We start from the raw sequence: 14537 nt of genomic DNA on the forward strand, positions 1-14537 counted from the left end.
TCGAGGCACACGACGCGTTCGACTCGTCGAGGGGAGCATCATGACCGACACCACCACCAGCGCTGCCGAGCAGATCGACCAGGAGCACGGCGTCGCGCTCACGGACGCCGCCGCCGACAAGGTGCGCCGCCTGCTCGACCAGGAGGGCCGCACCGACCTGCGCCTGCGCGTCGCCGTGCAGCCCGGCGGCTGCTCGGGGCTCATCTACCAGCTCTACTTCGACGAGCGCTACCTCGACGGCGACGCCGTCCGCGACTTCGACGGCGTCGAGGTCATCGTCGACCGCATGAGCGTGCCCTACCTCGACGGCGCGAGCATCGACTTCGAGGACTCGATCCAGAAGCAGGGCTTCACGCTCGACAACCCGAACGCGCAGGGCTCCTGCGCCTGCGGCGACAGCTTCCACTAGGGCGGCACGCCGCTCGAACCACGACGACGGCCCCGGCGCAGCACGCGCCGGGGCCGTCGTCGTGCGGCGGCGCGCGGACGACACGCCCGAGCGCGTGCCCAGCATGGCCACTGCCCTCGCGCAACGCCCATGGCGCGGTCCTCGCCGGCTGCTGGGCGCGTACTAGGATTGGGCTGCACAGCAGGCATACGTAAGGACCCTCTCTTGCGCACTCGTCGCACCTCCCGATGGCTCGCGATCCCCGTGGTCGGCGTCCTGACGCTCGCCCTCGCGGGGTGCACCCAGGAGCAGCTCCAGGGCTGGCTCCCGTCGACGCCCGGCCTCACGAACCACGTCGACCGCGTCGTCGGCCTGTGGGTCACGTCGTGGATCGTCCTCCTCGCCGTCGGCGTCATCACCTGGGGCCTCATGCTCTGGGCGGGCATCGCCTACCGCCGGCGCAAGGGCCAGACCGGGTTCCCCGTGCAGCTGCGCTACAACATGCCGATCGAGGTCTTCTTCACGGTCGTCCCGGTCATCCTCGTCGTGGGCTTCTTCGCCTTCACGGCCCGCGACCAGGCCGCCATCGAGGAGCCGATCGACGACCCCGACGTGTCCATCACGGTCTACGGCAAGCGCTGGGCGTGGGACTTCGTCTACGAGCAGTCCGACCAGCAGTCGGTCTACTTCCAGGGCATCCAGGCGCAGACGATCGCAGGCGAGAACGGCTCGGTCGACACCGAGCAGCTGCCGACGATGTACCTGCCCGTCAACTCATCCGTCGAGATCACGCTCGAGTCGCGCGACGTCGCGCACTCGTTCTGGATCGTCGACTTCCTCTACAAGAAGGACACCCTCCCGGGCGTCACGAACCGGTTCTACTTCGAGACCGGCGACACCGAGGGCGTCTACGCAGGCAAGTGCGCGGAGCTGTGCGGCGAGTACCACTCGCTGATGCTGTTCCAGGTGGAGATCGTCTCGCAGGCCGAGTACGACGCCTACCTCGAGAGCCTCGAGACGGACGGCAACGTCCTGTCCGGCGAGGACGAGATCGAGCAGTTCGGCGAGGGCCTCAACCCCGTCACGAACCCGGCGAACCAGGAGGGCGGAGACTCGACGCCCGAGGCTCCCGCCGACCAGGAAGGCGAGTGATGGCCACCAGCACCATCCAGGAGGAGCGCACCGGCTCCGATGGCTTCGAGCGCAAGGGCAACGTGCTCGTCAAGTGGATCACCTCCACCGACGCCAAGACCATCGGGTACATGTACCTGATCACGTCGTTCGTGTACTTCTGCATCGGCGGCGTCATGGCGCTGCTCATCCGTGCGCAGCTCTTCGAGCCCGGCCTCGAGATCGTCCCCACGCGCGAGCAGTACAACCAGCTGTTCACGATGCACGGCACGATCATGCTGCTGATGTTCGCGACGCCGCTGTTCGCCGGCTTCGCCAACGCGCTCATGCCCATCCAGATCGGCTCGCCCGACGTCGCCTTCCCGCGACTCAACGCGTTCGCCTACTGGCTGTACTCCTTCGGCTCGCTCATGGCGGTCGCCGGCTTCCTCACCCCGCAGGGTGCGGCGTCGTTCGGATGGACGGCCTACGCCCCGCTGAGCGATGAGACCTGGTCGCCAGGCGTCGGCGCCAACCTGTGGTTCCTCGGCCTCGCGTTGTCGGGCTTCGGCACGATCCTCGGTGGCGTGAACTTCATCACGACGATCATGACGATGCGCGCGCCGGGCATGACCATGTTCCGCATGCCGATCTTCACGTGGAACATCCTCATCACGTCGATCCTCGTGATCATCGCCTTCCCCGTGCTGGCAGCCGCGATGTTCGGCATGGCCGCAGACCGCCTCTTCGGGGCGCACATCTACGATCCGTCGAACGGCGGCGTGCTGCTCTGGCAGCACCTGTTCTGGTTCTTCGGGCACCCCGAGGTGTACATCATCGCCCTGCCGTTCTTCGGCATCATCTCCGAGATCCTCCCGGTGTTCTCGCGCAAGCCGATCTTCGGCTACAAGACGCTCGTGTACGCGACGATCGCCATCGCGGCCCTGTCGGTCGCGGTGTGGGCGCACCACATGTACGTCACGGGATCCGTGCTGCTCCCGTTCTTCGCGCTGACGACGATGCTCATCGCCGTGCCGACGGGCGTGAAGATCTTCAACTGGATCGGCACGATGTGGCGCGGGTCGATCACGTGGGACGCACCCATGGTGTGGTCGATCGGCTTCCTCGTGACGTTCGTCTTCGGTGGGCTCACGGGCGTCATCCTCGCCTCGCCGCCGCTCGACTTCCACCTGTCGGACGGGTACTTCGTCGTGGCGCACTTCCACTACGTCGTCTTCGGCACGGTCGTGTTCGCGATGTTCGCCGGCTTCTACTTCTGGTGGCCGAAGTGGACCGGGAAGATGCTCAACGACCGCCTGGGCCACGTGCACTTCTGGTTCCTGTTCGTCGGCTTCCACATGACGTTCCTCATCCAGCACTGGCTGGGCGTCATCGGCATGCCGCGTCGCTACTACAGCTACCTGCCGGAGGACGGCTTCACCTGGATGAACCAGGTCTCGACCGTGGGCGCGTTCATCCTCGCGTTCTCGATGGTGCCGTTCCTCTGGAACGTCTACGTCACCGCTCGCCACGGCGAGAAGGTCACCGTCGACGACCCGTGGGGCTCGGGCCGCTCGCTCGAGTGGGCCACGAGCTGCCCGCCGCCGCGCCACAACTTCACGTCGATCCCGCGCATCCGCAGCGAGTCGCCGGCGTTCGACCTGCACCACCCCGAGGTGGGCCCGCAGGTGGGCGTCGGACCGTTCAAGGATGCTCCGGAGCGCCCCGTGCTCGACATCTCCGAAGGCAAGGTGAAGTAGCCGATGCGCGCCAACATCACGATCCTCTGGGTCCTGTCGGTCTTCTTCCTGCTCGCGGCGACCGCGTACACGATCTGGCACATGATCTCCTACGACGGAGCCGTGGAGTGGGTCGGGACGCTGGGCATGGGCCTGTGCGCCATCCTGGCCGCCTTCATCGGCGCGTACATGGGCATCGTGCACCGCACGTCGGGCGGGCAGCTGCCCGAGGACGACGCGGCTGCGCTCATCGACGACGGCGACCCCGAGATCGGGCACTTCGCGCCGTGGTCGTGGTGGCCGGTGTTCCTCGCCGGATCCCTCATGATCCTCTTCATGGGCCTGGCGATCTCGGTCTTCCTCGTGCCGATCGGCGCCGCCCTCGTGCTCATCATGCTGGTGGGCTGGGTCTTCGAGTTCTATCGCGGCAACTTCGGCCGCTGACGCATCGCGCTCCACGGACGCCCCGACCCTCTCGGTCGGGGCGTTCGTCGTCTCAGGGCGGGGACGACGCGGGCAGGCGTGCGATCCATCGGTCGGTCTCGGCCTGGCTGCGCAGCCGCACGACCGTCAGGTGCGGGTGCGGCTCGTGGATGCGCAGCAGGGGCTCGCGGTGCTTGGACCGCGTGCGCCACGCCCAGCGCACGATGTGGTCGCGGTGGGTGAGCAGCGTCCACAGCGGGGGCTCGACGTTGCCATGCCACAGCTCGACGCGGCGGAGCCGTCGATGCAGCGTGCGGCGGATGACGCGCGCCATCGACACGCGGATCGGGTAGTCGAGCCAGACGAGCAGGTCCGCGCGCTGCGCGAGGCGCTCACGCGCGATGCGGTACTGCCACTCGATCACCCAGCGATCGCCGGCGATCGCTGCGTCGACGTCGTCCGAGAACGATGCTCGAGGCGTCCAGTCCGGACCCCAGTGCAGGCCGTCGATCTCGACGTGGACGACGCCGAGCCTCGCCGCGAGGCGTGCGGAGAGCGTCGTCTTGCCCGTGCCGGCGACGCCGGCGACGAGGATGCGCTCGGGCGCATGCGGCAGCGGGTCGTCGGCACCGAGCATGTCGAGGACGCTAGCAGCCCCGTGCTGCGCGCTGCCGGATCAGGACGGCTCGCGCGCGTCCGGCACGGGGCAGACGAGCTTCGCGCGGCCGAGCACGTGCAGCGTCTCGTGCGCCTCCCAGGGAGCGCCGCACTCGGGGCATCCACGGGCGGTCGCGCGGCCCTCCCGATCCTCGCCCCACGGACCGAGCTGCGGCGGCCCGGCGACGCGGATGAGGTGGGCGTTCGCCCACCGGTAGAGTCCGCCGGCGGCCTTGATCCGTGCGCGCAGCGAGTCTCTTCGTGCCATGATGATCAGTGTACTCACGAATGACGGGGGAGAGGGCTGCCATGAGCGAACGCGACGACATGCTGCGACTCGACGAGCAGGTCTGCTTCGCGATCGTCACGGCGGCGCGCAACGTCGTCGCGATCTACCGCCCCATCCTCGAGCCGCTCGGCCTCACGCATCCCCAGTACCTCGTGCTGCTCGCGCTGTGGGAGCGTGCGCCTCGGTCGCTCCGCGACCTCGCGGCGGCCGTCGCTCTCGAGCCTGCGACCCTCTCGCCGCTCGTCCGCCGACTCGAGGCGCAGGGCATCGTCACGCGGGTCCGCAGCGCCGTCGACGAGCGGGTCCTCGACATCGGGCTGACGGATGCGGGCGTCGCGCTGCGTCGCGAGGCGCTGCGGGTGCCCGAGCAGGTCATGGAGGCCACGGGGATGTCGCCCGAGGCGCTCGTCGCGCTGCGCGACGCCCTCGCACCGTTCGCCGGCACACGCGACTGACGCGTAGCCTGGCAGACGGACCATCTCCGAGGAGGAACCCAGATGCCCGACCTTGCCAGCGGCAAGTACGTCTCGCAGTCCGACGCGCTCCGGCAGTGGGCGCCGGCGGCCCGCGAGGTGCTCGTCGCCGTCGCGCACGAGTACGGCGCGTGGATCACCGAGGAGGATCTCGCCGAGCGCGTGCAGGCCGCCACGGGCGTCACCACGCGTCAGCCTGCCCAGGAGTGGGTGGGCAACCTGCTCGCGCGCGTCGCGGCGGAGGCGGCGATGCGCGGCGAGCCGAGGCTCGCCTCGCTGTGCGTGCGGGCCGACCTCTCGGTGGGCGATCATGCCGGCTCGGTGCCCGGCGAGGGCGTGCAGGCCCGTGAGCGGCTGGCCGCGGAGGATCGGCTCGAGTGCTACCGCGCGTTCGGCGCGACGCTGCCCCCGGGAGGCGGCCAGCCGCAGCTCACGCCGCGCACGGTCGCACGGCCGGCGGCCACGCGCACGGCTCCGCGCGCACGGCGCACGACGCCCGTGCCGCGCGCCCTCCCGACCGGCAGCATGCGCGAGGTCACGTGCCTGGCGTGCTTCATGGTCGTGCCCGCCGCGGACACGTGCCGTGACTGCGGTGCCCCGCTGCCGGCCTAGCCCTCGGCGAGCGCGGCGCGCACGCGAGGGATGACCTCGGTGCCGTAGAGCTCGATCGTGCGCAGGTTCTCGGCGTGGGGCGTGCCGGAGGCGTACTTGAGGTCGAACCGGTCGAGGCCGAGGTCGCGCGCAGCACGGACGATCTTCGCGGCGACGGTCTCGGGCGAGCCGACGAAGAGCGCGCCGTCGTCGCTCGCGGCGTCGTCGAACTCCCGCACGCTCGCCGGACCCCAGCCGCGCTCGGCGCCGATGCGGTTGCGCTGCGTGATCCAGTGCGGCCGCAGCAGCTCGCGCGCCTCGGCGTCGGTCTCGGCGATGAGGCCGGGGGAGTGGAGGCCGACCCTGCCGCCCTCGTGCCCGAAGCGGGTCATCGCCTCGCGGTAGAGCCGCGAGAACGGCGCGAAGCCCCTGGGGCTGCCGCCGATGACGGCGAGCATGAGGTCGAAGCCGTGGCTGGCTGCGCGCACGACCGACTGCGGCGTGCCGCCGACGCCCACCCACACGGGCATGCGTCCACCGGTCGCCGACGCCTGCGACCGCGGCCAGACCTCCTGGTCGGTCAGGGACGCCCGGAGCCTGCCGCTCCACGTGACGGGCTGCTCGGCGACGAGCGCCGCGAGCAGCTCGAGGCGCTCCTCGAACAGCGCCTCGTAGTCCTCGAGCCGGAAGCCGAACAGCGGGAACGACTCGACGAACGATCCGCGCCCGACGATGAGCTCCGCGCGGCCGCCCGACAGCCCGTCGATCGTCGCGAACTGCTCGAAGACGCGCACGGGATCGGCGGAGGACAGCACCGTCACCGCGGTGCCGAGGCGGATGCGCTCGGTCGCGGCCGCGAGGGCACCCAGGACGATCTCGGGGGCCGAGAGCGAGAAGTCGGCGCGGTGGTGCTCGCCGAGGCCGAGGAAGTCGACGCCGCGCGCGTCCGCGAGCACGCCCTCGGCGACGACCTCGCGGATCGTCCGCGGATGCGCGTCGGGCTCCGCACCGACGACGTCGCCGAAGGTGTGGAGCCCGAAGCCCAGCATGCGGATCAGTGCTGCGAGGTGCGCTCGAGCTCGGTCGACGAGACCGGCTCGATGCGGTCCTCGAAGAACCAGCGCGACAGCGCGGCGCGCACGTGCGTGCCGGCCGTGATGCGACCGCGCTCGTCCGGCCGGACCTTCGCAGGCTCGGGCGACTCGAACGCCTTGAGGCGCCACGACTCGTACTCGTCGAGGCCCTGGTGCACCTCGACGTACTCGCCACCCGGACGACGCACGATGCGGCCCGACTCGAAGCCGTGGAGGAGGATCTCGCGATCCTTCTTCTGCAGCGCGAGGGCGACGCGCTTCGTCGTCCAGAAGGCGATGACCGGCCCCAGGATGACGAGCGCCTGCAGCACCCAGGTGACCTGGAACACGTTGAGGTGGAAGTGCGTCGCGATGAGGTCGGACGAGGCACCGGCCCACAGGACCGCGTAGAACGTGACGCCGGCGGCACCGATGGCCGTGCGCGTCGCCGCGTTGCGCGGGCGGTCGAGCAGGTGGTGCTCGCGCTTGTCCTGCGTGATCCAGGCCTCGATGAACGGATAGAACATCACGAGCACGATGAACAGTCCGAGGACCGCCATCACCACGAGGAGGTTCCAGGAGAACGTGAGCCCGAAGAGCTCCGACTCCCATCCGGGCATGAGTCGCAACGCGCCGTCGGCGAAGCCGATGTACCAGTCGGGCTGGGTGCCCGCCGAGACCGGCGACGGATCGTACGGCCCGTAGTTCCAGATCGGGTTGATCGTGAACGTGGCCGCGATGCCGACGATGACGCCGAAGACCAGGAAGAAGAAGCCGCCGGCCTTCGCCGCGAACACGGGCATGATCGGCACGCCCACGACGTTGTCGTTCGTCTTGCCGGGGCCCGCGAACTGCGTGTGCTTGTTGAGCACGAGCAGGACCATGTGCAGGCCGAGCAGCACGATGAGGATCGCCGGCAGCAGCATGATGTGCAGCACGAAGAGCCTGGGGATGACGTCGACGCCCGGGAACATGCCGCCGAAGAGCAGGTACGAGATCCAGCCGCCGACGAGCGGGATGGCCTTGACCATGCCGTTGATGATCGCGAGGCCGTTGCCCGAGAGCAGGTCGTCGGGGAGCGAGTAGCCCGTGAAGCCCTCTGCCATCGCGAGGATGAAGAGGAGGAAGCCGATGACCCAGTTGAGCTCGCGCGGCTTGCGGAACGCACCCGTGAAGAACACGCGCAGCATGTGCAGGCCGATCGATGCCACGAACAGCAGCGCCGCCCAGTGGTGCACCTGGCGCATGAGGAGGCCGCCGCGGATGTCGAACGAGATGTCGAGCGACGATGCGTAGGCGATCGACATCTCGATGCCCTTGAGGGGCACGTACGAGCCCTCGTAGACCGTGTGGCCCATCGACGGGTCGAAGAAGAACGTCAGGAACGTGCCCGAGAGCAGGATCACGACGAACGAGTAGAGCGCGACCTCGCCCAGCATGAACGACCAGTGGTCGGGGAAGATCTTGCGGCCGAGGTAGGCCGTCACGCCCGAGATGCTCGTGCGCTCGTCGAGGTAGTTGGCGGCCCAGGACGTGACGGTCCTGCGCTGCTGGGGTGCTTGCGTGGTGGTCATGCGCGGTCCTCTGTGGTGCCGGCGACGAGGATGTGCTCATCCTCGTCGACGTCATGGAGACGCTCGAAGTACGACGGACCGATGGGCTCGGTGAAGTCGCGCTGCGCGATGAGGTAGCCCTCGGAGTCGACGGCGATGGGCAGCTGCGGCAGCGGGCGGTTGGCCGGGCCGAAGATGACCTTGCAGTGGTTCTTGACGTCGAACGTCGACTGATGGCAGGGGCAGAGCAGGTGGTGCGTCTGCTGCTCGTACAGCGCGACGGGGCAGCCCACGTGCGTGCAGATCTTGGAGTACGCGACGATGCCGTCGTACGACCAGCCTGCGCGGTCGGGTGCCTCGTTGAGCTGATCGGCGGGGAGGCGCATCACCAGCACGGCTGCCAGCGCCTTCTCGTCCAGCGGGTGCTCCGCCTCGTCGATGCCCTCGGGCATGACGTGGAAGGCGGAGCCGTAGGAGACGTCGGACGCGCGGATGGGCGTTCCCGTGGGGTCGAGGCACAGACGCGTGCCGGCCTCCCACATGGTGTGCGCGAAGACGTCGGTGGGGACCTGGTCGGCCGGGGCGAGGTCGCGGAACAGCACGACCGCCGGCAGCGGCGCGAACGCCAGCGCACCGATCAGGGAGTTGCGGATGAGGGAGCGGCGCGTGAAGCCCGACTCCTTGTCGCCGAGCGTGAAGACCTCGACGGCCTTCGCGCGCGTCTTCTCGGAGCCCTTCGTGCTGTGGCGGAGCTCGACGTGCTCCTCGTCGCTCATGAGCTGCTTCGACCAGTGCACGGCGCCGATGCCGATCGCGAGCATCGCGAGGGCGATGCCGAGTCCGAGGAACAGGTTGTTGAACCTCGTCGTCGTCAGGTCGCCCGGCGTGATCGGCACGGCCACGTACGCGGCCACGGCGATGATCGAACCCAGCGCCGACAGCAGGAACCAGCCGAAGACGACGCGCTCTGCGCGCTTCTCCTTCTCCGGGTGGAGATCGGTCTGACGCTTCCTGTGCGGCGGCAGGCCGGGGTTCTCGAAGTCGTCGGCACGCTGGAGCGCGGCCTCGCGGTGGACCTCGACCTCCGCCATCTTGCTCTCCTCGGTCATCAGTTGGGCTTCGCCGTCAGCCAGACCGTGATCGCCACGATGCCGCCGAGACCGAAGATCCAGATGAACAGACCCTCGGACACGGGGCCGAGCGAGCCCAGGTCGAAGCCGCCGACGCTCGGGTTCTCGTCGAGGAAGTGGAGGTACGCGATGATGTCGGTCTTCTCCTCCGGCGAGATGTTGTCGTCGTTGAAGACCGGCATGTTCTGCGGGCCGGTCAGCATGGCCTCGTAGATGTGCGACGCCTCGACGTCGTGCAGGTCGGGGGCGAACTTGCCCTCGGTGAGCGCACCGCCGGCGCCGGCCACGTTGTGGCACATGGCGCAGTTGATGCGGAAGATCTCGGCGCCCTCGGCGACGTTGGCGTCGGCCGTGTCGAGGAGCTCCTCGCTCGGGACGTCGGGTCCGGGTGCGAGCTCGGCGATGTACGCGCCCATCGCGTCGGACTGCTCCTGCGAGAACACCGGCTCGCGCGCGGCGCCCTGGGGGCCCGAGAACGCGAGCGGCATGCGTCCGGTCATGACCTGGAAGTCGACCGACGCCGCGCCGACGCCGATGAGGCTCGGACCCTCCGACGAGCCCTCGGCGTTGACGCCGTGGCAGGAGGCGCAGTTCGCCTGGAAGAGCTGCTCGCCGTCGTCGACCGTGAGCTGCGTCGCCTGCTGCGACGAGGCGTCTGCCGATGCGACCTGTCCGACGACCGTCGAGACGCCGCCGGCGGCGACGAGGCCGAGCACCAGGAGACCGAGGCTCGCGAGCGGGTGTCGCCGGCCGGTCTTCTTGCTGCGGTGTGCCAAGGGAGCGCCTTCCTAGCGGAGCCAGTAGATGATCAGGTACAGGGCGATCCAGACCACGTCGACGAAGTGCCAGTAGTACGACACGACGATCGCGGTCGTCGCCTCCTTGTGACCGAAGTTCTTGACCGCGTACGCGCGGCCGATCACGAAGAGGAAGGCGATGAGGCCGCCGGTGACGTGGAGGCCGTGGAAGCCCGTGGTGATGTAGAACGCCGAGCCGTAGGCGCTCGTGGCGAGCGTCACGTTCTCGTGGACCAGGACGGCGTACTCGAACACCTGGAGGATGATGAAGACCGCGCCCATGGCGTAGGTGAGGAAGAACCACTCGACCATGCCCCAGGACTTCACGCTCAGCAGCGGGCCGGTGCGGCGGGCCTGCAGGCGCTCGGCGGCGAACACGCCGAACTGGCACGTCACGGACGAGAGCACGAGGATCGTCGTGTTCACCGTCGCGAAGGGCACGTTCAGCAGCGAGGACTCGGTCGCGAACAGATCGCCGGTCGTCGAGCGCAGCGTGAAGTAGATCGCGAAGAGGGCGGCGAAGAACATGACCTCGCTGCCGAGCCACACGATCGTCCCGACCGCGACGCTGTTGGGCCGACGCACGAGCTGCGTCGCTCCGGGGTGGGAGAGGGAGGTGCTGGTCACAGTCCCATCCTAGGCGATTCGGAGCGTCCTCTCGGCAGCGCTTGCGCTGCGTGGCGTCGATAGGCTGTCGACATGGAGCCCAAGTCCTGGCCAGGCGTCCTCGAGACGCTGCTGACGCCCGAGGATCTCACCATCGGACAGGCGTCGTGGGCCATGGAGCAGGTCGTGACGGGCCTCGCGGAGCCCGCGCAGCTCGGGGCGTTCCTCGCGGCGCTGCGGGCGAAGCGCGAGTCGGTCGACGAGCTCGTGGGCTTCCGCGACGCGATCCTGCAGCATGCCGTCGCGCTCCCGGGCGAGTCGCTCGTGCTCGACATCGTGGGCACGGGCGGCGACCGCCACGGCACCGTCAACGTGTCGACGATGGCGAGCATCGTGTGCGCCGCCTCGGGCGTGCCGGTGCTCAAGCACGGCAACCGCGCCGTGTCGTCGCTCACGGGCGCGTCGGACGTGCTGACCGAGCTCGGCGTCATCCCCGAGGACGACGACCCCGCGGTCGTGCGGGCCATCCTCGAGGAGGCCGGCATCTCGTTCGCCTGGGCGATGCGATTCCATCCCGGATTCCGACACGCCGGCCCGGTCCGTGCGGCCCTCGGCGTGTCGACCGTCTTCAACCAGCTCGGACCGCTCGTCCACCCTGCGCGACCCGAGGTCACCGCGTGCGGCGTCGCCGACCGATCGCGCATCCAGAACTTCGTCGGCGTCTTCGCGACGCGCGGCGCGACGGCCTTCGTCTTCCGCGGCGAGGACGGGCTCGACGAGCTCACGACCACGGGCCACTCGGAGCTGTGGGAGGTCGTGCGCGGCGAGGTCGTCGAGCACGACGTCGACCCGCGCGAGCTCGGCATCCCGCTCGCGAGCATGGGCGACCTCGTCGGCGGCGACGCCCACGCGAACGCCGACACCGTGCGCCGCATCGTCGACGGCGAGCAGGGCCCCGTGCGCGACATCGTCCTGCTGAACGCCGCCGCGGCGCTCGCCGCGTGGCGCGTGCACGCCGACCCTCGGCAGGGCGACCGTCCCCTGCGCGAGCGGCTCTCGGACGAGCTCGTCGTCGCGGCCGCCGCGATCGACTCCGGTGCGGCGCGCGGCACCCTCGACCGCTGGCGCCGGGCGGCGTCGCGCGTCCCGACGGGCGCCTGACGTGGAGCGGCGCGTCGCCGAGCAGGCGCTCGGCGCCGGCCCGATGGCGACGCTGCTCGAGGACCGCACGGTCGAGGCGAGGCTCGGATCTCGCGACACGGTCGAGCCGTGGCGCCGCGTGCCGCTGCGATGGGGCGACCACGGCACGCGCTCGCTCGTCGTCATGGCGCTCACGGCAGGCGCCGTGCTCGTCGCCTACGGCATCACGCTGCTGCTCGAGCAGCCGCCCGCGTTCGAGGCCCTGCTCGCGCTGCGGGTGCTGGGCGTCATGCTGCTCGTGCTCGCGATCGCGCTCGCACCCTCGTCGCGCGACGCGCGGCTCATCGCGGCGTGGGCGCTCGTGCTGCACGCCCTCGTGGCGGTCACCGGCGCCGTGATGGTCTCGACCGACGTCTTCGGTCGGCTGCGCATCGGCGCGATCTCGGCCGTCGAGTTCGCGGGCTTCATCACGTGGGTCGCCGTCATGCTGCTGCTGCGGATGCGCCACCCCGTCACCGTGCTCACGACGCTCATGGGCGGCTGCCTCGCGGGGCTCGCGTTCTTCGGTCGCGTGCTGCCGCTCATGCGCGAGCGCCTCGAGGCGCAGGCCGGCGGCCAGGCCGCCGTGCTCATCGTCGACGACGACGCGATCGCGAGCCTCGTCATCGTCGGCGTCGGCGTCGCGCTCGTCATCTTCGCGTGGTGGATCGACGGCTGGGCGCGCGTGCTGCTGCCGATGTCCACGCGGTCCTCGGACCTCCCGGTGCGCAGCGAGCGCGAGCGCATCCGCCTCGCGGGCATCCTCACCGCGTGCATGCTCGACCCCGTCGCGATCGTGCTGCTGCACCTCGCGAAGCAGCCGACGGCGCAGTCGCGGCTCGACCCCGACGAGGACTGGTTCGCGACGGCCCTGCTCGTCGTCGCCTACGCGAAGCTCACCATCTGCTGGGTCGCCGTCACGACGATCGCGATCTGGCTCCTCGATCCGGCCTGGCTGTAGACGCGACGAGGGGGGCCGGCGATGCCGGCCCCCCTCGTCGTGCGTCGTCGATCAGCTGACGTCGTCGTCGACCCAGTCGAGCGTCTTCTGCACGGCCTTCTTCCACAGGCGGTAGGTGCGCTCGCGCTCGGCCTCGTCGAGCTGCGGCTCCCAACGCCTGTCCTCCTGCCAGTTGGCACGGAGCTCGTCGAGGTTCGCCCAGAAGCCGACCGCGAGGCCGGCAGCGTAGGCGGCGCCGAGCGCCGTCGTCTCGGCGACGACGGGGCGCACGACCGCGACGCGCAGGATGTCGGCCTGGAACTGCATGAGCAGGTCGTTGGCGACCATGCCGCCGTCGACCTTGAGCTCGGTGAGGTCGACGCCCGAGTCGGCGTTGACCGCGTCGACGACCTCGGCCGTCTGGAACGCCGTCGACTCCAGCGCCGCGCGGGCGATGTGGCCCTTGTTCACGTAGCGCGTGAGGCCCACGAGGGCGCCGCGGGCGTCGGGACGCCAGTACGGCGCGAACAGGCCGGAGAACGCCGGCACGAAGTAGGCGCCGCCGTTGTCGTCGACCGACGTCGCGAGCTGCTCGACCGCGGGCGCGTCGGGGATGAGGCCGAGGTTGTCGCGCAGCCACTGGATGAGCGAGCCCGTCACGGCGATCGATCCCTCGAGCGCGTAGTGCGTGGGCTCGTCGCCGATCTTGTAGCCGACGGTCGTGAGCAGGCCGTTCTTCGAGTGGACGATCTCCTCGCCCGTGTTGAAGATGAGGAAGTTGCCCGTGCCGTAGGTGTTCTTCGCCTCGCCCTTGTCGAACGCGGCCTGGCCGAACGTCGCCGCCTGCTGGTCGCCGAGGATGCCCGTGATGGGCGTCTCGCGCAGGAGGCTCGCGTCGCTCGCGACGCCGAAGTCGCCGGACGACGAGCGGATCTCGGGGAGCATCGAGGCCGGCACGCCGAAGTCGGCGAGGATCGACTCGTCCCACGAGAGCGTCTCGAGGTCCATGAAGAGCGTGCGCGACGCATTCGTCACGTCGGTGGCGTGCAGGCCGCCGTCGACGCCGCCGGTGAGGTTCCACAGCACCCAGGAGTCGGTGGTGCCGAAGAGCAGGTCGCCCGCCTCCGCGGCCTCGCGTGCGCCCTCGACGTTCTCGAGGATCCAGACGATCTTCGTGCCCGAGAAGTACGTCGCGAGCGGCAGGCCGACCTTGGCCTTGTAGCGCTCGACGTCGCCGTCGGCGAGACGGTCGACGATCTTCTGCGTGCGCGTGTCCTGCCAGACGATCGCGTTGTAGACGGGCTCGCCCGTCGTCTTGTTCCAGACGACCGCGGTCTCGCGCTGGTTCGTGATGCCGATGGCCTTCACGTTGTGGCGCGTGACGTTGGCCTTCGAGAGCGCCTGGCCGATGACCTCGCGCGTGTTGTTCCAGATCTGCTTCGGGTCGTGCTCGACCCATCCGGCCTGGGGGAAGATCTGCTCGTGCTCGAGCTGCCCCGTGGAGACGATGCTCCCGGCGTGGTCGAAGAGGATCGCGCGCGTCGAGGTGGTGCCCTGGTCGATCGCGATGACGTAGTCGTTCACCGTGT

Annotated in this window: 16 protein-coding genes; 8 read left to right on the top strand and 8 right to left on the bottom strand. The window is 69.8% G+C overall.

Annotation, left to right across the window (positions count from 1 at the left end; all coding sequences use genetic code 11):
• The first annotated feature begins 40 nt into the window (after nucleotides 1–40).
• The 4 genes from ABD249_RS06645 to ctaF all read left to right on the top strand — a co-directional run bounded on the left by ABD249_RS06645 (nucleotide 41) and on the right by ctaF (nucleotide 3681).
• The gene (locus tag ABD249_RS06645; RefSeq protein ID WP_344341843.1) at nucleotides 41–409 is read left to right on the top strand and encodes a HesB/IscA family protein; all 369 of its coding nucleotides are present in this window, start codon (nucleotides 41–43) and stop codon (nucleotides 407–409) included.
• Between the two features lie 204 nt (nucleotides 410–613).
• On the top strand, nucleotides 614–1540 hold the full coding sequence (gene ctaC, locus ABD249_RS06650; protein ID WP_344341846.1) for an aa3-type cytochrome oxidase subunit II: 927 nt from the start codon (nucleotides 614–616) through the stop codon (nucleotides 1538–1540).
• Nucleotides 1540–3258 carry an aa3-type cytochrome oxidase subunit I gene (gene ctaD, locus ABD249_RS06655; protein ID WP_344341849.1) on the top strand — a complete coding sequence of 573 codons (1719 nt, stop codon included), beginning with the start codon at nucleotides 1540–1542 and terminating at the stop codon, nucleotides 3256–3258. The genes ctaC and ctaD overlap by 1 nt, the downstream gene beginning before the upstream one ends.
• Before the next feature lie 3 nt (nucleotides 3259–3261).
• Nucleotides 3262–3681 carry an aa3-type cytochrome oxidase subunit IV gene (gene ctaF, locus ABD249_RS06660; RefSeq protein ID WP_344341852.1) on the top strand — a complete coding sequence of 140 codons (420 nt, stop codon included), beginning with the start codon at nucleotides 3262–3264 and terminating at the stop codon, nucleotides 3679–3681.
• Between the two features lie 52 nt (nucleotides 3682–3733).
• On the opposite strand, the gene ABD249_RS06665 is transcribed toward ctaF, so the two are convergent.
• Nucleotides 3734–4297 carry a P-loop NTPase family protein gene (locus ABD249_RS06665; protein ID WP_344341855.1) on the bottom strand — a complete coding sequence of 188 codons (564 nt, stop codon included), beginning with the start codon at nucleotides 4295–4297 and terminating at the stop codon, nucleotides 3734–3736.
• A gap of 39 nt (nucleotides 4298–4336) precedes the next feature.
• Nucleotides 4337–4585 carry a hypothetical protein gene (locus tag ABD249_RS06670; protein WP_344341858.1) on the bottom strand — a complete coding sequence of 83 codons (249 nt, stop codon included), beginning with the start codon at nucleotides 4583–4585 and terminating at the stop codon, nucleotides 4337–4339.
• A 41-nt stretch (nucleotides 4586–4626) separates the two neighbouring features.
• On the opposite strand from ABD249_RS06670, the gene ABD249_RS06675 reads away from it, so the two are divergent.
• Nucleotides 4627–5061, top strand: coding sequence for a MarR family winged helix-turn-helix transcriptional regulator (locus ABD249_RS06675; RefSeq protein ID WP_344341861.1), 435 nt, complete (start codon nucleotides 4627–4629; stop codon nucleotides 5059–5061).
• Between the two features lie 42 nt (nucleotides 5062–5103).
• The gene (locus ABD249_RS06680) at nucleotides 5104–5691 is read left to right on the top strand and encodes a hypothetical protein (protein WP_344341864.1); all 588 of its coding nucleotides are present in this window, start codon (nucleotides 5104–5106) and stop codon (nucleotides 5689–5691) included.
• On the opposite strand, the gene ABD249_RS06685 is transcribed toward ABD249_RS06680, so the two are convergent.
• From ABD249_RS06685 to ctaE, 5 genes are read right to left on the bottom strand one after another with little or no spacing between them, the layout of a single operon-like run.
• Nucleotides 5688–6719 (bottom strand): LLM class flavin-dependent oxidoreductase, encoded by a 1032-nt coding sequence (locus ABD249_RS06685; RefSeq protein WP_344341866.1) that lies wholly within the window; start codon nucleotides 6717–6719, stop codon nucleotides 5688–5690. The genes ABD249_RS06680 and ABD249_RS06685 overlap by 4 nt on opposite strands.
• A 5-nt stretch (nucleotides 6720–6724) precedes the next feature.
• Complete coding sequence (qcrB, locus tag ABD249_RS06690; RefSeq protein ID WP_344341869.1) at nucleotides 6725–8317, bottom strand: cytochrome bc1 complex cytochrome b subunit; 1593 nt, start codon at nucleotides 8315–8317, stop codon at nucleotides 6725–6727.
• Nucleotides 8314–9405, bottom strand: a complete 1092-nt coding sequence (qcrA, locus tag ABD249_RS06695) for a cytochrome bc1 complex Rieske iron-sulfur subunit (protein ID WP_425546292.1) — start codon at nucleotides 9403–9405, stop codon at nucleotides 8314–8316. Before qcrA ends, qcrB begins: the two co-directional genes overlap by 4 nt.
• The gene (gene qcrC / locus ABD249_RS06700) at nucleotides 9405–10202 is read right to left on the bottom strand and encodes a cytochrome bc1 complex diheme cytochrome c subunit (protein ID WP_344341872.1); all 798 of its coding nucleotides are present in this window, start codon (nucleotides 10200–10202) and stop codon (nucleotides 9405–9407) included. Before qcrC ends, qcrA begins: the two co-directional genes overlap by 1 nt.
• Nucleotides 10203–10214: 12 nt before the next feature.
• On the bottom strand, nucleotides 10215–10850 hold the full coding sequence (gene ctaE / locus ABD249_RS06705; RefSeq protein ID WP_344341875.1) for an aa3-type cytochrome oxidase subunit III: 636 nt from the start codon (nucleotides 10848–10850) through the stop codon (nucleotides 10215–10217).
• A gap of 72 nt (nucleotides 10851–10922) precedes the next feature.
• On the opposite strand from ctaE, the gene trpD reads away from it, so the two are divergent.
• Both trpD and ABD249_RS06715 read left to right on the top strand, forming a co-directional pair.
• Nucleotides 10923–11990 carry an anthranilate phosphoribosyltransferase gene (gene trpD / locus ABD249_RS06710; protein ID WP_344341878.1) on the top strand — a complete coding sequence of 356 codons (1068 nt, stop codon included), beginning with the start codon at nucleotides 10923–10925 and terminating at the stop codon, nucleotides 11988–11990.
• Between the two features lies 1 nt (nucleotide 11991).
• Nucleotides 11992–12969, top strand: a complete 978-nt coding sequence (locus ABD249_RS06715; RefSeq protein ID WP_344341881.1) for a hypothetical protein — start codon at nucleotides 11992–11994, stop codon at nucleotides 12967–12969.
• 51 nt (nucleotides 12970–13020) lie between these two features.
• Here ABD249_RS06715 and glpK read toward each other — a convergent pair whose 3' ends face one another.
• The gene (glpK, locus tag ABD249_RS06720) at nucleotides 13021–14532 is read right to left on the bottom strand and encodes a glycerol kinase GlpK (protein WP_344341884.1); all 1512 of its coding nucleotides are present in this window, start codon (nucleotides 14530–14532) and stop codon (nucleotides 13021–13023) included.
• Nucleotides 14533–14537: the final 5 nt, after the last annotated feature.

The organism is Agrococcus versicolor, assembly GCF_039531815.1.
Classification (GTDB): domain Bacteria; phylum Actinomycetota; class Actinomycetes; order Actinomycetales; family Microbacteriaceae; genus Agrococcus; species Agrococcus versicolor.